The sequence below is a fragment of the Streptococcus parasanguinis genome, from assembly GCF_015557775.1.
GTDB lineage: Bacteria > Bacillota > Bacilli > Lactobacillales > Streptococcaceae > Streptococcus > Streptococcus parasanguinis_AA.
In genome coordinates this window covers 72716-90034 of the sequence record NZ_JADNOY010000007.1, presented here as the reverse complement: position 1 = coordinate 90034, position 17319 = coordinate 72716, and the positions used below count along the sequence as shown (strand labels likewise).

17 protein-coding genes are annotated in these 17319 nt (G+C 45.0%); all 17 read left to right on the top strand.

Annotation, left to right across the window (positions count from 1 at the left end; genetic code table 11):
• The first annotated feature begins 4 nt into the window (after window positions 1-4).
• The 17 genes from I2F76_RS09305 (at window position 5) to I2F76_RS09225 (ending at window position 17278) form a co-directional block, all read left to right on the top strand.
• Entirely contained in the window at window positions 5-1792 is a 1788-nt protein-coding gene (locus I2F76_RS09305) for a glycoside hydrolase family 35 protein (protein WP_049490663.1), read from the top strand.
• The gene (locus I2F76_RS09300; RefSeq protein ID WP_003009322.1) at window positions 1789-2265 is read left to right on the top strand and encodes a PTS system mannose/fructose/N-acetylgalactosamine-transporter subunit IIB; all 477 of its coding nucleotides are present in this window, start codon (window positions 1789-1791) and stop codon (window positions 2263-2265) included. The genes I2F76_RS09305 and I2F76_RS09300 overlap by 4 nt, the downstream gene beginning before the upstream one ends.
• Before the next feature lie 26 nt (window positions 2266-2291).
• Window positions 2292-3206 (top strand): PTS mannose/fructose/sorbose/N-acetylgalactosamine transporter subunit IIC, encoded by a 915-nt coding sequence (locus I2F76_RS09295; RefSeq protein WP_003013827.1) that lies wholly within the window; start codon window positions 2292-2294, stop codon window positions 3204-3206.
• A complete protein-coding gene (locus I2F76_RS09290) occupies window positions 3193-4014 on the top strand; it encodes a PTS system mannose/fructose/sorbose family transporter subunit IID (protein WP_003002374.1) in 822 nt (273 codons plus the stop codon). The genes I2F76_RS09295 and I2F76_RS09290 overlap by 14 nt, the downstream gene beginning before the upstream one ends.
• Window positions 4015-4025: 11 nt before the next feature.
• Window positions 4026-4430, top strand: coding sequence for a PTS sugar transporter subunit IIA (locus I2F76_RS09285; RefSeq protein ID WP_003002366.1), 405 nt, complete (start codon window positions 4026-4028; stop codon window positions 4428-4430).
• Window positions 4431-4513: 83 nt separating this feature from the next.
• Window positions 4514-5683: an SIS domain-containing protein gene (locus I2F76_RS09280; protein ID WP_195487725.1), complete on the top strand. Its 1170-nt coding sequence runs from the start codon at window positions 4514-4516 to the stop codon at window positions 5681-5683.
• Between the two features lie 81 nt (window positions 5684-5764).
• Window positions 5765-6805: an aldose epimerase family protein gene (locus I2F76_RS09275; RefSeq protein WP_195487724.1), complete on the top strand. Its 1041-nt coding sequence runs from the start codon at window positions 5765-5767 to the stop codon at window positions 6803-6805.
• Between the two features lie 355 nt (window positions 6806-7160).
• The gene (ruvB, locus tag I2F76_RS09270; RefSeq protein WP_021154208.1) at window positions 7161-8159 is read left to right on the top strand and encodes a Holliday junction branch migration DNA helicase RuvB; all 999 of its coding nucleotides are present in this window, start codon (window positions 7161-7163) and stop codon (window positions 8157-8159) included.
• Window positions 8160-8165: 6 nt separating this feature from the next.
• The gene (locus I2F76_RS09265; protein ID WP_195487723.1) at window positions 8166-8732 is read left to right on the top strand and encodes a nucleotidyltransferase family protein; all 567 of its coding nucleotides are present in this window, start codon (window positions 8166-8168) and stop codon (window positions 8730-8732) included.
• A gap of 173 nt (window positions 8733-8905) precedes the next feature.
• Window positions 8906-9331 carry a low molecular weight protein-tyrosine-phosphatase gene (locus I2F76_RS09260; protein ID WP_003009377.1) on the top strand — a complete coding sequence of 142 codons (426 nt, stop codon included), beginning with the start codon at window positions 8906-8908 and terminating at the stop codon, window positions 9329-9331.
• Window positions 9332-9359: 28 nt separating this feature from the next.
• Window positions 9360-9764: a membrane protein gene (locus tag I2F76_RS09255; RefSeq protein ID WP_049498138.1), complete on the top strand. Its 405-nt coding sequence runs from the start codon at window positions 9360-9362 to the stop codon at window positions 9762-9764.
• Window positions 9754-11556: an acyltransferase family protein gene (locus tag I2F76_RS09250; protein WP_070675946.1), complete on the top strand. Its 1803-nt coding sequence runs from the start codon at window positions 9754-9756 to the stop codon at window positions 11554-11556. The genes I2F76_RS09255 and I2F76_RS09250 overlap by 11 nt, the downstream gene beginning before the upstream one ends.
• Window positions 11557-11958: 402 nt before the next feature.
• Window positions 11959-14610, top strand: a complete 2652-nt coding sequence (gene adhE, locus I2F76_RS09245; protein ID WP_070464599.1) for a bifunctional acetaldehyde-CoA/alcohol dehydrogenase — start codon at window positions 11959-11961, stop codon at window positions 14608-14610.
• A 252-nt stretch (window positions 14611-14862) separates the two neighbouring features.
• Window positions 14863-15420 (top strand): hypothetical protein, encoded by a 558-nt coding sequence (locus I2F76_RS09240; protein ID WP_195487722.1) that lies wholly within the window; start codon window positions 14863-14865, stop codon window positions 15418-15420.
• 13 nt (window positions 15421-15433) lie between these two features.
• Window positions 15434-15739, top strand: coding sequence for a hypothetical protein (locus I2F76_RS09235; RefSeq protein WP_049472664.1), 306 nt, complete (start codon window positions 15434-15436; stop codon window positions 15737-15739).
• Window positions 15739-16062, top strand: a complete 324-nt coding sequence (locus I2F76_RS09230; protein WP_195487721.1) for a hypothetical protein — start codon at window positions 15739-15741, stop codon at window positions 16060-16062. Before I2F76_RS09235 ends, I2F76_RS09230 begins: the two co-directional genes overlap by 1 nt.
• A 163-nt stretch (window positions 16063-16225) precedes the next feature.
• Window positions 16226-17278 (top strand): zinc-dependent alcohol dehydrogenase family protein, encoded by a 1053-nt coding sequence (locus tag I2F76_RS09225; protein WP_195487720.1) that lies wholly within the window; start codon window positions 16226-16228, stop codon window positions 17276-17278.
• Window positions 17279-17319: the final 41 nt, after the last annotated feature.

Genomic DNA, 17319 nt, shown 5'->3' with positions numbered 1-17319 from the left:
ATTTATGGGAGTTTTTGAGATTCGCGATGCTTTCTATTTAAAAGATCAACCCTTCAAGATTTTATCCGGAGCGATCCATTATTTCCGAATTGACCCAGCAGACTGGTATCATAGCTTGTATAATCTAAAGGCTTTAGGTTTTAACACGGTTGAGACCTATGTCCCTTGGAATGCGCATGAACCCCGCAAAGGGCAGTTTGACTTTAGTGGTCGATTGGATCTAGAGCGTTTCATTCAAACAGCCCAGTCCCTAGGACTTTACATGATTGTAAGGCCGTCGCCCTTTATCTGTGCAGAGTGGGAATTTGGTGGATTACCAGCCTGGCTCTTGGAAGAAGACCTGCGAATCCGCTCATCAGACCCAGCCTTTATCGAAGCGGTGGATCGTTATTATGATCGCTTGCTTGGCTTGTTGACACCCTACCAAGTGGATCAAGGTGGTCCAATCCTCATGATGCAGGTGGAAAATGAGTACGGCTCTTATGGAGAAGATAAGGATTATCTGCGTGCCATTCGGGATTTGATGAAGGAAAAAGGCGTGACCTGTCCTCTCTTTACATCGGATGGGCCATGGCGAGCAACGCTAAGAACAGGAACCCTGATTGAAGAAGACCTCTTTGTGACGGGAAACTTCGGTTCCAAAGCAGCCTATAACTTTGGTCAGATGAAAGAATTCTTTGACGAATACGGCAAGAAATGGCCCTTGATGTGTATGGAATTCTGGGATGGCTGGTTTACCCGCTGGAAGGAACCCGTGATTCGAAGGGACCCAGAGGAGTTGGCAGAAGCTGTACATGAGGTCTTGGAGCTCGGCTCCATCAATCTCTATATGTTTCATGGCGGAACCAATTTCGGCTTCATGAATGGTTGCTCAGCTCGGGGTACGCTTGATTTGCCACAGGTGACATCCTATGACTATGGGGCTTTGCTCAATGAGCAGGGCAATCCGACGGAGAAGTATTATGCTATTCAAAAAATGATGGCGACCTATTATCCGGAATACCCACAGCAAGAACCACTCATCAAAGAGTGTTTGCCAGAGCAGACTTTACATTTGGCAACCAAGACTAGTCTTTTTGGGAATCTGGACAATTTGGCTCAAGTCAAAACCAGTCTCTATCCGGAAAAGATGGAAGGGTTAGGGCAAACCACAGGTTATCTGCTATATGAGACAGACCTTGAGTTGGATGCGGAAGAAGAAAAACTGCGCATCATTGATGGCCGGGATCGGGTACAGATTTACCTGGATGATCAACATGTAGCAACGCAATACCAAACAGAGATCGGTGAAGATCTTTTTATCAAAGGAAAAAAGAAAGCGGTTACGAATTTAAAAATCTTGCTTGAGAATATGGGACGTGTCAACTACGGCCACAAGCTCTTAGCTGATAGCCAGCACAAGGGCATTCGCACAGGTGTCTGTGTGGATTTGCATTTCCACCTTCATTGGAAGCAGTACCCACTGGATTTACAAGATCTCAGTCAGCTCGATTTTTCAAAGGAATGGCAGACAGGTGCTCCAGCCTTTTACCGATATGATTTTCAGCTGGACCACACCCTTGACACTTATCTGGATATGACAGGATTTGGGAAAGGGGTCGTCTTTGTCAACGGCCATAACCTTGGTCGCTTCTGGGAGGTCGGACCGACCACTTCACTTTACGTGCCTCATGGCTTCCTCAAAGAAGGAGCCAATAGCCTGATCGTCTTTGAGACAGAAGGGCGGTACCAAGAGACACTTCAACTTGTTCAACAACCTACATTCAAAGAAGTAAAGGGGGAAAACTTATGACTATTGTAGGATGCCGTATCGATGGACGTTTGATCCACGGGCAGGTAGCCAATCTTTGGACTACCAAACTAAATGTTTCACGTATCATGGTGATCGATGATGAAGTCGCTCAAAATGATATTGAAAAAAGTGGCTTGAAACTAGCGACACCACCTGGTGTTAAGCTCAGTATCTTGCCAGTCGCAAAGGCTGCGGAAAATATCTTGGCTGGAAAATATGATAGCCAACGACTCTTTATCGTAGCTCGCAAACCTGATCGTTTCCTTCGTTTGATCGAAGCAGGTGTTCAGCTTGAAACGCTGAATGTCGGCAATATGTCTCAATCTGATGAGACACGTGCGATTACCCGCTCGATCAATGTGGTGGACGCGGACGTGGAAGACTTCAACAAGATCCACGAAAAAGGTGTAAAGATTACGTCTCAGATGGTGCCAAACGACACTGCAGAAGACTTTATGAAGTTATTAAAGTAAAAGAAAATTTTTAGGAGGAAATTGTCATGATACAATGGTGGCAAATTTTACTACTTACTTTGTACTCAGCTTATCAAATCTGTGATGAGTTGACGATTGTTTCATCAGCAGGCTCACCAGTCTTTGCTGGTTTCATTACAGGACTTGTTATGGGGGATTTAGGAACAGGTCTCTTTATCGGAGCGTCTCTCCAATTGACAGTGCTCGGTGTAGGTACTTTCGGTGGAGCTTCTCGTATTGACGCCACTTCTGGTGCCGTTCTTGCAACTGCCTTTTCAGTAGCGCAAGGTATTAAACCAGAAATTGCGATTTCAACTATTGCCGTTCCCGTAGCTGCTCTCTTGACCTATGCAGATATCCTTGGCCGTATGAGTACTACTGCCTTTGCACACCGTATTGATGCGGCGATCGAACGCTTTGATTATAAAGGAATTGAACGCAACTACCTTCTTGGTGCTGTTCCTTGGGCTCTCTCTCGTGCTCTTCCAGTCTTCTTGGCTCTTGCCTTTGGTGGTGCTTTTGTCCAATCTGTTGTTGACTTTGTTGCAAAATATCAATGGTTCGCAAACGGCTTGACTCTTGCAGGACGTATGCTTCCTGGTCTTGGATTTGCGATCTTGCTTCACTACTTGCCTGTGAAACGTCACCTTCACTATCTTGCCCTTGGTTTTGGCTTGACAGCGATGTTGACAGTGCTTTACAGCAATGTTCAAAGTGTTGGTGCTGCAATTTCTGCTATGCTTGGAACAGATGCGTTTGCAAAACTTCCAAAAGAACAAATGGTTGCCTTCACAAACAACTTCAAATCTGTATCTATGATCGGGGTTGCCATCATCGGTATCTTCCTTGCAGTGCAACACTTTAAAAACAGCCAACGTACAGTTGTAGCTGCTCCAGCAAGCAATGTAGAAAGCGGGGAAATTGAAGATGACGAATTCTAATAACTACAAACTCACTAAAGAGGATTTTAAACAAATCAACAAACGTAGCCTCTTCACCTTCCAATTAGGTTGGAACTACGAACGGATGCAGGCTTCTGGTTACCTTTACATGCTTCTTCCACAATTGCGGAAAATGTATGGAGATGGCACACCTGAATTGAAAGAAATGATGAAATTGCATACGCAATTCTTCAATACTTCTCCATTCTTCCACACCATTATCACTGGTTTTGATTTGGCTTTGGAAGAAAAAGATGGTGTCAACTCTAAAGATGCGGTTAACGGGATCAAGACAGGTCTCATGGGACCATTTGCCCCTCTTGGAGACTCTATCTTTGGATCTTTGGTTCCAGCTATTATGGGATCTATTGCAGCAACCATCGCGTCACAAGGTCAACCATGGGGTATCTTCCTTTGGATTGCTGTGGCAGTTGCTTATGATATCTTCCGTTGGAAACAGTTGGAATTCGCTTATAAAGAAGGTACCAACTTAATCAACAACATGCAAAGTACCTTGACAGCTTTGATCGAAGCAGCTTCTGTACTTGGTATCTTCATGGTCGGTGCCTTGATTGCAACGATGATCAATGTGGATGTAACCTGGATGCCACACATCGGGGACAAAGCCATCGATATCCAAGACATGCTCAATTTGATCTTCCCACGCTTGGTTCCAGCTATTATCACAGGTGTGATTTACTGGTTGCTTGGACGTAAAGGAATGAACTCAACTAAAGCTATCTTGTTGATTATCGTCGCAGCGATTGCCTTCTCTGCCTTTGGTCATTTCTGCTTCGGCATGCAGTAATGGAGTAGGGTATGGCAAAAGAGTTAGTACTGGTCAGCCATGGTCGCTTTTGTGAAGAGCTCAAAGCGAGCACAGAGATGATTATGGGACCACAAGAATCCATCCATACGGTTGCACTCTTACCAGAAGAAGGACCAGAAGACTTTACTGCTAAATTTGAAGCAACAGTCCAAGGTCTAGAAGACTATATTGTATTTGCAGATCTCTTGGGAGGAACTCCTTGCAACACCGTGAGCCGCTTGATCCTTGAAGGGCGTGCGATTGACTTATACGCAGGGATGAATCTTCCGATGGTCATCGAATTCATCAATAGCAGCCTGACTGGTAATGAAGGGGACTACCCTGAACGTGCAAAAGAAAGTATTGTCAAGGTCAATGACCTCTTGTCAAACCTTGATGATGATGAAGATGAGTAGGTTGGTATGGGAGTCTGGGAGCATCATCTCAGGCTCCTTTCCCATTTATCAACGTTAGATTGTAGAAAGGAACAACAGGTTCTATGTTAGACTATACAAAAAAAGACTTGCAGGAGCTAGGAGCAGAGATCACAACACGTGAGATCTACCAACAACCAAGGGTTTGGAAAGAAACAGCCCGCTTGTATCAAGAAAGAAAAGCGGAAATCAAAGCTTTCTTAGAAAAGATTGGCCAAGAGCATGACTATATCAAGGTCATCTTGACAGGGGCAGGGACCTCAGCCTATGTGGGAGATACCTTGGTTCCATACTTGCAGGAAGTGCACGATGAACGCCACTGGAATTTCCAATCCATTGCGACGACGGATATCGTAGCTCATCCTCAAACCTATTTGAAAAAAGAGGTTCCGACGGTTTTAGTATCTTTTGCCCGGAGTGGCAATTCGCCAGAAAGTGTCGCCACCGTGCAGTTGGCTCAAGACTTGGTTGATGAGCTCTATCAGATCACCATTACCTGTGCGGAAGAAGGAAAGCTGGCCCAGCAAGCCCACGGAGATGAGCGCAATCTTTTGTTTCTCCAACCTAAAGAAACCAATGATGCTGGCTTTGCGATGACCTCTAGCTTCACCTCCATGCTCTTGACAGCTCTCTTGGTCTTTGATCCAAGTGAGGAAGAGATCAAGGAAAAACGAGTAGAAGAGCTGGTTGATCTGTCTGAGCAAATCTTGGAGAAGGACCGTGAGGTCAAGGAAGTGGTCGATCTAGACTTTGAGCGCGTGATTTATCTGGGAGCAGGACCTTTCTTTGGTCTAGCCCATGAAGCCCAGCTCAAGATTTTGGAATTAACCGCAGGCAAAATCGCGACTATGTATGAGAGTCCTGTCGGCTTCCGTCACGGTCCAAAATCCCTCATCAATGACCAAACCCTCGTCTTGGTCTTTGGCTCCATTGATCCTTATACCCGTCAGTATGATCTGGACTTGGTTCGAGAAGTTGCAGGGGATCAAATTGCCCGTCAAGTTGTCCTCTTGACGGATCAAGTTGCAGGGATTGAGCATGTACGGGAAGTGTTAGTAGAAGCATCAGCAGACTCACTAGATATTTACCGTGCCTTCCCATACATTATCTATGGTCAATTGATTTCTCTCTTGACTTCGCTCAAGGTGCAAAATCGCCCAGATACGCCTTCACCGACTGGTACCGTCAATCGGGTTGTGCAAGGGGTGATCATTCATCCATTTCATAAAGAATAGCCACTAATTTTCTATAAAAAGTGGAGTGTTTCTTCTTGTGAAACTGATACAATGGAGAAAAACAGTGAGAGGAGAAGGTTTGTGAAACAGTATCAAGAAAGCGTGTTTGGAGAATGGCAGAATCAAGAGGTTCGGGCTTATCGCCTCGAAAATGACAAGGGCTATCAATTATCTGTCATGACCTATGGGGCGACGATCTTAGAATATGTGACGCCTGATAAAGAAGACCAGTTTGCTAATATTATACTAGGCTTTGATCGCTTTGAGGACTATGTGGGTAATAGCCCTAAATATGGGGCTAGTATTGGCCCGGTAGCAGGCCGGATTGCAGGAGCCAGCTTTGAACTCAATGGTCAAACCTATCGTTTGGAAGCTAATAACGGTGCCAACTGCAACCACAGTGGACCGACGGGTTGGGACAGCGCCTTGTTTAGCGTGGAGTCGGTAACGGATCAGGAAATCACTCTCTACACAGAGCGTGCAGAGGGTACCGGCGGTTTCCCTGGAAATCTCAAGATCTGGGTAACCTATGGTTTGACGGAAGATGGTGAACTCGAGATTGCCTATCGGGTAGAAACGGATCAAGATACCTTGGTCAACCCGACCAACCACAGCTATTTCAACCTATCTGGGAACTTCACCCAACCGATCAACAACCATGTCTTTCAGATCAACCATCAAGGGCTTTACCCTATCCATCCTGACGGTGTCCCTCTTCAGACCGTGGATAGAGAAAGTCCGGTTGTCCAGCATCTCTATCAAGCTATGCTCTTGGAGGATCTTTTTAAGGACTCTGATCCGCAAATCCGCCTTGTAGAAGGATTAGACCATCCATTTGCTCTGCCAGAAGGGCATGAAAATGCTGGCTTTCTTTACCATCAGCCATCTGGACGCTTTTTGACCTTCAAGTCAGAAGCTCCCGCCTTGGTGGTGTATTCAGCCAATTTTGTAGATGAAACCGTCCATCTGCAAGGCCAACCAATGGTTCAACACAATGGCCTGGCCTTAGAATTCCAAACAGTGCCAGATGCCATTCACAGTGCCCAAGCTGAAAAGGTCATCTTGAGGGGAGGTCAAGTCTTCACTAGCAAGACCAGCTACCACGCTATCGCTAAGAAATAATATGAAAAGGGGGGGCCCAAACAAGGATGTAAAATTCTTGATTGGAGCTCCCTCTTTTTCTCGAAAAAAATTTTTTAGAAAAACTATAAGGAAAGTTTAAGCTTCCTGTCGTATACTAATACCATCATCAAAGACCTCCTAACTTTGAATGATAAAACTCCTAAAACTTTTTCATAATAATCTCCCTATAAGAGCCACCAAAACCGGTGGCTTTTTTCTACGTTCCTTATTCTTTACGAGCATCAGCGAGTTTAGGTACGTTGACGCAGTTCGAACGCTAGTGAGAACTAGGATCTTTAAAAAACACATTCTATTTGTGGTACCGAAGGTATCATTTTTTGCTATAATAGACTGTATGAGTAGAATTTTAGACAATGAAATCATGGGCGATGAAGAGGCCGTTGAACGGACGTTGCGCCCGCAATATTTACATGAATATATCGGTCAAGATAAGGTCAAGGACCAGCTGAAAATCTTTATTGAGGCGGCTAAGCTTCGGGATGAGGCGCTGGATCATGTCCTTCTTTTTGGCCCTCCGGGGCTTGGGAAAACCACCATGGCCTTTGTCATTGCCAATGAACTGGGTGTCAATCTCAAGCAGACTTCTGGTCCTGTCATTGAAAAGGCTGGTGACTTGGTAGCTATCCTTAATGACTTAGAGCCGGGGGATGTCCTCTTTATCGATGAGATCCACCGTCTTCCTATGTCAGTCGAAGAAGTGCTTTACAGCGCCATGGAAGATTTTTACATCGACATCATGATTGGCGCTGGTGAGAGCAGCCGGAGTGTCCATCTGGACCTTCCTCCTTTTACCTTGATTGGGGCGACGACGCGAGCTGGTATGCTGTCCAATCCCTTGCGCGCTCGCTTTGGGATTACGGGGCACATGGAATACTATGAGCAAGATGATTTGACAGAGATTGTCGAGCGGACCGCCGAAATCTTTGAGATGGAGATTACCCACGAAGCTGCCGAAGAGCTTTCTCTTCGTAGTCGTGGGACCCCTCGGATTGCCAACCGTTTGCTGAAGCGGGTGCGCGATTTTGCTCAGATCATGGGCGATGGCTTGATTGACGATACCATTACCGACAAGGCCCTCTCTATGCTGGATGTGGACCATGAAGGACTGGACTATGTCGATCAAAAGATCCTGCGCACCATGATTGAGATGTACGGCGGTGGCCCGGTTGGCCTTGGAACTTTATCGGTCAATATTGCCGAAGAGCGAGAGACCGTAGAAGATATGTATGAGCCTTACTTGATTCAAAAAGGCTTTATCATGCGGACCCGGACAGGGCGCGTGGCGACCCGCAAGGCTTATGAACACCTGGGTTATCCCTACAATGGAGACTAGAAGAAGATGCTGACGGAAGAAGCAATAGTAGAACAAATCCAAGCGGATCCGGAGATGATGAAAGTCTTGGCTATCATTCGGGATCTCAACTTGGCAGATGCCTGGTTAGCGGCGGGCGCGGTGCGAAATTTCATCTGGAACCAGCTCTCTGGAAAACCAGGGTTTGATGCGACGACCGATATGGATCTGGTCTTTTATGATCCTGAGATCAGCTATGAGGAGACTCTCCAGATCGAGCAGGAATTAAAGAAGACCTATCCCCAGTACGCATGGGAAGTGAAAAATCAAGTCTATATGCACCAGCATAGCCCGGGGACGGCTCCATATCATAGTGCCTGTGATGCGGTTTCTAAATACCCCGAGCAGTGTACGGCTCTTGCGGTTCGCTTAAGGAAAGAGGGTCAGCTAGAGCTCTTTCTCCCTTATGGGACAAAGGATATCGAAGACTTCATCGTTCAGCCGACTCCGCATTTTTTAGCCAACCCAGAGCGTTTAACGGTTTATACAGAGCGGATGAAAAAGAAAAATTGGCAGAGTAAATGGCCTCCATTAGAGGTTCGTTTTCCAAAATAGAGAAACAGATCAGATTTGAAAAAGGAATCTGATTTTTCTTTAAAATGATGGAGCCCCTTTGTCATCTTTCTGTCACATTTTTGTTATAATAGTAATAGTATGCTGGTTTTCCATAGTGGAAAGCGAAGAGCTCAGCTAGGTTGGGCAGTCCGAACAAGGAGTTAGGTGGAATCATGAAAAAAATCGTCTTTGTCTGCTTAGGAAATATTTGTCGGAGCCCCATGGCGGAGTTTGTCATGAAGGATTTGACGGATCAGTATGAGATTGAAAGTCGGGCCACCTCGAGCTGGGAACATGGCAATCCCATCCATAGGGGAACCCAGAAAATCTTTCGACAACACCAAGTCCCTTATGATCCAGCCAAGACGTCCTTACAGATCAAGGAAGAGGATTTTTACAACTTTGATTTGATCCTAGGGATGGACGAAAACAATGTAGCAGATCTGAAGCAAATGGCTCCTTCGGGGACAGAGCACAAGATTCATCTTTTTGCTGCTGAAAGTGTGCCAGATCCGTGGTATACCGGTGATTTTGAGGAGACCTATTCCAGAGTCCTGAGTGGCTGTAAGGCTTGGTTAGATCAGTTAGCAACTTCTTAAGAGTTTGATATGTGAGAGAATACAGAATATGAAAGAATTTTATGAGACTTATAAGGTCTATCTGACGCGAAAAAATTTAGAAATAGCAGCATTAGTCGTGATTATTCTATCTGCTTTGCTGGTTTTCCTTTCAGCCATTCCAGGTCAGGGCGTCTTGACCTTGGACAAGGGGGCGATCCGTTACGACGGAAGTTTGGTCCGTGGCAAGATGAATGGCAAGGGAACCGTCACCTTTAAAAATGGGGATACCTATACAGGTAACCTCGTCAACGGCACTTTTAGTGGTTATGGAAAGTTCAAGTCTAAGGATGGATGGACCTATGAAGGGCAGTTTGTCAACGGCCAGCCGGAGGGCAAAGGCACCTTAACCACAGAAGCCAACGTCGTATACAAAGGAACATTCAAGCAGGGGATTTATCAAAATGCGCATTAAATGGTTTTCACTAGTCCGTGTTACAGGACTCTTATTGGTATTGCTTTACCATTTCTTCCAAAAAGCCTTTCCTGGAGGCTTTATTGGGGTAGATATTTTCTTCACCTTCTCAGGATTTTTGATTACAGCGCTCTTGATCGATGAATTTGCGCGCAAGCAAGGAATCGACTACCTGGCATTCTTGAAACGGCGCTTTTACCGGATCGTACCACCCCTTGTCTTTATGGTCTTGGTCGTGATGCCCTTTACCTTTATGGTCCAACGGGACTATGTGGCTGGTATTGGGACTCAGATTGCGGCGGTCTTTGGTTTTGTGACCAATTTCTTTGAGATGGCAACGGGTGGTAGTTACGAAAGCAACTTCATTCCGCATCTCTTCCTTCATACCTGGAGTTTGGCCCTAGAAGTGCATTACTATGTGCTCTGGGCACTTTTGGCATGGTTCTTGGCTAAGCGGGCTAAGACGGTTGGAAAGTACCGAGGCATGCTCTTCCTGGCATCCAGTGGGCTCTTTCTCTTCACCTTCTTGTCCATGTTCATCCGCGCCTTTCTGACAGCTAATTTCTCCACCATCTATTTTTCTAGCTTCACTCACATCTTCCCCTTCTTTGCGGGATCATGCCTAGCAACGGTGACAGGGATTGCCAATGTCAGCCCGAACTTTACAAAGCTGGTGCAGTCTTGGAGCATGAAAAAGACCTTATCGGTCTTGGGTGGAAGCTTTGCCTTCTTGTTTGTGCTCAGTCTTTTCTTGCCATTTGATAGCTTGTGGACCTATCTGTTTGGCTTTTTAGCAGCGACAATCGCAGCTTGTGCCATGATTCTGTCGGCCCGCATTCTCCATGAGAAGACGCCGGATAAAAAGGAACCAGCCATCCTCAATTTCTTGGCAGATACCAGTTATGGTGTCTACCTTTTCCACTGGCCTTTCTTTATCATCTTCTCTCAACATTTGGGAAATATGATGGCAGCCCTTGTGACGACGATCGTTTCCTTGATTCTAACGGCTCTGTCCTTCTATATTTTGGAGCCAACCATTGCAGGCAAGGAGCCTCGTGTCTTTGGTATGAAGATGGATCTCAGCTTTTTGACCAAGCCAATCTTTTACCTCATGATTCCATTAGCTCTCTTGATGATCGGGATCTCTGCCTTTGCACCAACCGTCGGAGCTTTTGATGAGAGTTTGGTAGTGAGTGGGCTCAATCAAGCAGACAGCAAAATGCAGGTCACACGGACGCAGGTAGACAATGCGACTGCAACAGACTATAACGTCTCAAATGGTGTGACCATGATCGGTGATTCGGTTAACTTGCGAGCGCAGGACTACCTGATTAAAGCCATCCCTGGCATCCAGATCGATGCAGTGGTGAGCCGTCAGTTAGAAAATGGAATGAAGGTCTTTGAGACCGATATCTCCAATAAAGTTCTCCTAAAAAATGTGGTCATTGCCCTAGGAACCAATACTGTAAGTAACTACAAAGAATTGCTGGATCAGTATGTTGAGAAACTTCCAAAAGGCCGTCGCCTGATCCTTGTGACACCATATGATGGTCGCTATGCCAACGATCAGTCCAGTGAATCGGTTCAAACGCGTCTTTATGAGTTGGAACTAGCTAAGAAATACGACTTTATCACGATTGCGGACTGGTACCAAGTAGCAATTGAAAATCCAAACATTTGGGTGGGAACAGACTCTGTTCACTTCAATATGGAAACCAATGGTGGGGAACTCTATGCTCAAACAGTCAAAGAAGCCCTTGATAAGGCCGAAAAAGGTCCGGTCAAGAAGTAAAACTGCTTCTCTGAAACTGAAACAAAACAAATCCTAACAAAATAAAACAAAAAGCAACTTTTTACTTGTAAAAAGTTGCTTATTTTAGTAAGATTAAGAAAACGCTTACAAAAATCAATTGAAAACATCTCTTTGTGAAGAAAAAATTTTTTTAATTATTTTTTCACAATTTTGCTAGATGATTGCTTTCACAGCAATAGGATTGATAAAATTTTCACAAGCTTCAAAAAATTCTTTGTGAAAGTTGCTTGGAAGTGTTTACAAAAATCTCAAAATAGAGTACAATTATATTGTGAATTAATTAACAAATCGAAATTTCTTACACTATTCTTGAAAATTTCCGAAAACATGAAAAAGTTCTAGAAAAGGATAAGGGTTTCAAACATTGGAGGAAAGCATCAAATGGCTGATAAAAAAACTCTCTCACCTGAAGAAAAGAAACTCGCTGCTGAAAAACACGTAGACGAGTTGGTGCAAAAAGCGCTGGTGGCGCTTGAAGAAATGCGCAAATTGAACCAGGAGCAAGTGGACTACATTGTAGCGAAAGCATCTGTAGCTGCTCTTGACGCACACGGTGAGCTTGCTCTTCATGCTTATGAAGAAACTGGTCGTGGGGTCTTTGAAGACAAGGCAACAAAAAACTTATTCGCTTGTGAACACGTTGTGAACAACATGCGTCACACCAAGACAGTTGGTGTCATTTCAGAAGATGACGTCACTGGTTTAACGCTGATTGCAGAGCCAGTCGGAGTTGTCTGCGGGATCACTCCTACAACCAACCCTACTTCAACAGCAATCTTTAAAGCATTGATTTCCTTGAAGACACGGAACCCTATTGTATTTGCCTTCCACCCATCTGCTCAAGAATCATCTGCTCATGCGGCACGAATCGTACGTGATGCAGCAATTGCAGCTGGAGCACCTGAAAACTGTGTGCAATGGATTACCCAACCTTCTATGGAAGCAACCAGTGCCCTTATGAACCATGAAGGAGTTGCGACCATCCTTGCGACCGGTGGTAACGCCATGGTAAAAGCTGCTTATTCTTGTGGAAAACCAGCTCTTGGGGTAGGTGCCGGAAACGTACCTGCTTATGTTGAAAAATCAGCTAACATCCGCCAAGCAGCACACGATATCGTCATGTCTAAATCATTTGACAATGGTATGGTCTGTGCGTCTGAACAAGCGGTCATCATCGATAAAGAAATCTACGATGAGTTTGTTGAAGAATTCAAATCTTACCACACTTACTTTGTTAACAAAAAAGAAAAAGCCCTTCTTGAAGAGTTCTGCTTCGGCGTAAAAGCCAACAGCAAGAACTGCGCGGGTGCGAAATTGAATGCGGACATCGTTGGGAAACCAGCAGCATGGATCGCTGAACAAGCTGGCTTCACTGTACCAGAAGGAACCAATATCCTTGCGGCAGAATGTAAAGAAGTTGGTGAAAAAGAACCGTTGACTCGTGAAAAATTGTCACCAGTCATCGCTGTTTTGAAATCTGAAAGCCGTGAAGACGGAATTAACAAAGCTCGCCAAATGGTTGAATTCAACGGTCTTGGTCACTCAGCAGCCATCCATACTGCTGATGAAGAATTGACCAAAGAATTTGGTAAAGCAGTCAAAGCCATTCGTGTGATTTGCAACTCTCCTTCGACTTTCGGTGGTATCGGGGATGTTTACAATGCCTTCTTGCCATCATTAACACTTGGATGTGGTTCTTACGGACGCAACTCTGTTGGGGACAACGTTAGTGCCATCAACCTCTTGAATATCAAAAAAGTCGGACGCCGGAGAAATAACATGCAATGGATGAAACTTCCTTCAAAAACATACTTTGAACGTGATTCAATTGAATACCTACAAAAATGTCGTGACGTTGAACGTGTCATGATCGTTACAGACCACGCTATGGTAGAGCTTGGTTTCCTTGATCGTATCATCGAACAGCTTGACCTTCGTCGCAACAAGGTGGTTTACCAAATCTTTGCAGACGTAGAACCAGATCCAGATATCACAACTGTTGAACGTGGTACAGAGATCATGCGTGCCTTCAAACCAGATACGATCATTGCTCTCGGTGGTGGATCACCAATGGATGCGGCCAAAGTTATGTGGCTCTTCTACGAACAACCAGAAGTGGACTTCCGTGACTTGGTTCAAAAATTCATGGATATCCGTAAACGTGCCTTTAAGTTCCCATTGCTTGGTAAGAAGACGAAATTTATTGCGATCCCAACAACATCTGGTACAGGATCTGAAGTAACTCCATTTGCCGTTATCTCTGATAAAGCAAACAACCGTAAATACCCAATCGCAGACTACTCATTGACTCCAACAGTTGCCATTGTAGACCCTGCCTTGGTATTGACAGTTCCTGGATCTGTTGCGGCTGATACTGGTATGGACGTTTTGACGCACGCTACAGAAGCTTACGTATCACAAATGGCTAGCGACTTCACAGATGGTCTTGCTCTTCAAGCTATTAAACTTGTCTTTGAAAACTTGGAAAGCTCAGTCAAGAATGCGGACTTCCATTCACGCGAAAAGATGCACAATGCGTCAACGATCGCAGGTATGGCCTTCGCCAATGCCTTCCTCGGTATTTCTCACTCCATGGCCCACAAGATCGGTGCGCAATTCCACACCATCCACGGACGGACCAATGCCATCTTGCTTCCATACGTTATCCGCTACAATGGTACACGCCCAGCCAAGACAGCTACATGGCCTAAGTACAACTACTACCGTGCAGATGAAAAATACCAAGATATCGCTCGTATGCTAGGACTTCCATGCTCTACTCCAGAAGAAGCCGTTGAAGCTTACGCAAAAGCTGTATACGAACTTGGTGAACGCTGTGGTATCGAAATGAACTTCAAAGCACAAGGCATCGATGAAAAAGAATGGAAGAAACATTCTCGTGAATTGGCCTTCCTTGCTTACGAAGATCAATGTTCACCAGCGAACCCACGTCTTCCAATGGTAGACCATATGCAAGAAATCATCGAAGATGCTTACTATGGTTACAAGGAACGTCCAGGACGTCGTAAATAAGACGCCAAGGAACAACTGATGTTTATCAGCTATCCCTCGCTCGTAAGAGTGGGGGATTTTTGCTATTTGGGTCCAAAACTCGTTTTTTCATAAAAAATTAGACTTTTTTTCAGAAATTGTGTTATTTTTATAGCATTCCGAGCTATTTTATGTTACCCTATAGTGTGTGAATCTGCCTGTAGCTGAAGGGTTATGATCCTTTTTCAGTTATAGGAAATGAAAAAACAAATCCAAGAAAGGAGGCCATCTCAAATGGAGTTAGAAGGTGACGTGCAAGGAAGACAAGATCAGGCACAGAAAATTATTGAAATGCCCCAACGAGATCGGGAAGCTTCCACTTCAGAAAATCAGCCATCATCTGCTTCGGTGGTCTCCATGTATGGGCAGGAAAGACCAAGCATTTCTAGCCTCCATCAGCAACTAGCGAGCGCGTCTGGAACCCAGACCATTCAATTGCGGGAGGAATTGGTGCTGGCAGTAGCACAGAATGCTTCAGCGCAAGCAACTGTCTTTGAGGCAGAAGTTAAGGATAAGCTGGAAGAGGCCAAGGAGACGGTTTCCCATAAGGTTGCTGAGGTGTCTCAAATGGCCCACAGCATGGCCCAATTTTTAACAGATGCAGAAGTGGAGCAACTATTAGGAGAGTTCTCCATGGATGCTTGTTGGGACCAAGCGGTAGAGGCGGAAAACCTCGCCCAAGCAAAGGCCTATTCCACTCGCTTGTCAGATTTGGCAGGTCAGTTGGAGGCAGCATCAGCTCAATTGGTGGACTTGGACAAGGGACAAGCGACGGCCTTTGATTTTTCATAAGTAGGAGAAAAAGATGTTAGAGATCCTGGGAGAGGACAGAGAACGAATTGAGGAGCTCCATCGAGAGATTAAAAAGGAGCAAGAGCGGATTGCGATCAGAAGTTTGATTGCAACGCAAAAAGCCTTGATGATGTTGGAAGGGATGAGTTTGCAGGTAACCTTGGGCGGTCAATCCGAAAAGATGCGCTCTTTTGCTACAACGACTCTGGTTAGTGATTTGAAAGATGGATTTACAGGAGGAGCAGCGGACGCGGTAGAGACAGCACTGAAAGCAGTGAAGAAGCCGATTTTATTGAGTCCGATTAAAGGAGGTATGTGATGTACCATTCAGGAAATAGTGAATTAGAACAACTAGAAGATCGACATTACCGCTTCAATCAAAAGCTTAGCGAGTTGGAGTGGGATTATGCGGATATGCGTATGGATGTCCGTCAACATACAGAAAATTTAGTGGACTGGCTGAGTGCCTTTCATTTTCAAGCGCCAAGTGCGGAGGCTCAAAGTGGCTTGGAGCGTTTATTTGCCTTGCAAGAAGAGTTTGAGGCAGAACTCAAGCGCTATGAAGAGCGTTTAGAAGAAGAACGTGAGCGCGAGCAGCAAGAGTACTATAAGCAGCGCCAACAATTAGAACAAGGTGATTGAAACATTCCTCTGGTAGAGATAAGAGGAATGTTTTTGTTTGCTCAAAAAACTTTTAAAAATGTGCTCATAAAATCTTGTAAGCGTTTACTTAATATGTTATAATATTCACAAAGAAACGAAAATAAAATGGTTTTATCAAACCAACAAAGAAAAGGAGTCGCTTATGAAAGCTGCAACCTATGTCTCTGCAGGCAATCTGCAACTGATTGACCAACCAAAACCAGTGATCAAAAACTCAACGGATGCCATTGTGCGTGTCTTGAAGACAACCATCTGTGGGACAGACCTTCATATCCTAGGAGGAGATGTTCCAGCTTGTAAAGAAGGCACGATTTTAGGTCACGAAGGAATCGGGATCGTCGAAGAAGTCGGTGATGCGGTTACCAACTTCAAGGTGGGCGACAAGGTCATTATCTCTTGTGTCACAGCTTGTAATACCTGCTACTACTGTAAACGTAGTCTGCCTTCTCACTGTGAAGATGGTGGTTGGATTTTGGGTCACTTGATCAACGGAACCCAAGCAGAGTATGTCCACATTCCACATGCGGATGGCAGTCTTTATCATGCGCCTGAAACGGTGGATGACGAAGCCTTGGTCATGCTCTCAGATATTCTCCCAACGTCTTATGAAATTGGGGTGCTTCCATCTCATGTGAAACCAGGGGACAATGTCTGTATCGTTGGAGCTGGTCCGATCGGTCTTGCGGCTCTCTTGACTGTTCAATTCTTCTCACCAGCTACGATTATCATGGTGGACTTATCTGAATCTCGTCTTGAAGCAGCTAAGAAATTTGGAGCTACTCATACCATCTGCTCCAGTGATATCGCTGAAATCAAGGCCTTTATCAATGAAGTGACTGAAGGCCGCGGTGTTGATATCTCCATGGAATGTGTGGGTTATCCTGCTACCTTTGATGTCTGCCAAAACGTCATCTCTGTCGGAGGTCATATTGCCAATGTCGGTGTTCACGGAAAACCAGTTAGCTTCAATTTGGACGAATTGTGGATCAAGAACATTACCCTCAACACCGGTCTCGTCAATGCCAACACCACTGAAATGTTGCTCAATGTCTTGAAATCAGGCAAGATCGATGCAACCAAGCTCATCACCCACCACTTCAAACTCTCAGAAGTCGAAAAGGCCTATGATGTCTTTAAACATGCGGGTGAAAACCATGCTCTCAAGGTGATTATCGAAAATGATATCAGTAAATAAGGTGGGAGTTACTCTTTGTTCATAGTTTTTTTAGTAGGGCT

Coding starts and splice junctions, on each gene's coding strand:
- I2F76_RS09305 (WP_049490663.1), top strand. CDS start 5: ATGGGAGTTTTTGAGATTCGCGATGCTTTCTATTTAAAAGATCAACCC.
- I2F76_RS09300 (WP_003009322.1), top strand. CDS start 1,789: ATGACTATTGTAGGATGCCGTATCGATGGACGTTTGATCCACGGGCAG.
- I2F76_RS09295 (WP_003013827.1), top strand. CDS start 2,292: ATGATACAATGGTGGCAAATTTTACTACTTACTTTGTACTCAGCTTAT.
- I2F76_RS09290 (WP_003002374.1), top strand. CDS start 3,193: ATGACGAATTCTAATAACTACAAACTCACTAAAGAGGATTTTAAACAA.
- I2F76_RS09285 (WP_003002366.1), top strand. CDS start 4,026: ATGGCAAAAGAGTTAGTACTGGTCAGCCATGGTCGCTTTTGTGAAGAG.
- I2F76_RS09280 (WP_195487725.1), top strand. CDS start 4,514: ATGTTAGACTATACAAAAAAAGACTTGCAGGAGCTAGGAGCAGAGATC.
- ruvB (WP_021154208.1), top strand. CDS start 7,161: ATGAGTAGAATTTTAGACAATGAAATCATGGGCGATGAAGAGGCCGTT.
- I2F76_RS09265 (WP_195487723.1), top strand. CDS start 8,166: ATGCTGACGGAAGAAGCAATAGTAGAACAAATCCAAGCGGATCCGGAG.
- I2F76_RS09260 (WP_003009377.1), top strand. CDS start 8,906: ATGAAAAAAATCGTCTTTGTCTGCTTAGGAAATATTTGTCGGAGCCCC.
- I2F76_RS09255 (WP_049498138.1), top strand. CDS start 9,360: ATGAAAGAATTTTATGAGACTTATAAGGTCTATCTGACGCGAAAAAAT.
- I2F76_RS09250 (WP_070675946.1), top strand. CDS start 9,754: ATGCGCATTAAATGGTTTTCACTAGTCCGTGTTACAGGACTCTTATTG.
- adhE (WP_070464599.1), top strand. CDS start 11,959: ATGGCTGATAAAAAAACTCTCTCACCTGAAGAAAAGAAACTCGCTGCT.
- I2F76_RS09240 (WP_195487722.1), top strand. CDS start 14,863: ATGGAGTTAGAAGGTGACGTGCAAGGAAGACAAGATCAGGCACAGAAA.
- I2F76_RS09235 (WP_049472664.1), top strand. CDS start 15,434: ATGTTAGAGATCCTGGGAGAGGACAGAGAACGAATTGAGGAGCTCCAT.
- I2F76_RS09230 (WP_195487721.1), top strand. CDS start 15,739: ATGTACCATTCAGGAAATAGTGAATTAGAACAACTAGAAGATCGACAT.
- I2F76_RS09225 (WP_195487720.1), top strand. CDS start 16,226: ATGAAAGCTGCAACCTATGTCTCTGCAGGCAATCTGCAACTGATTGAC.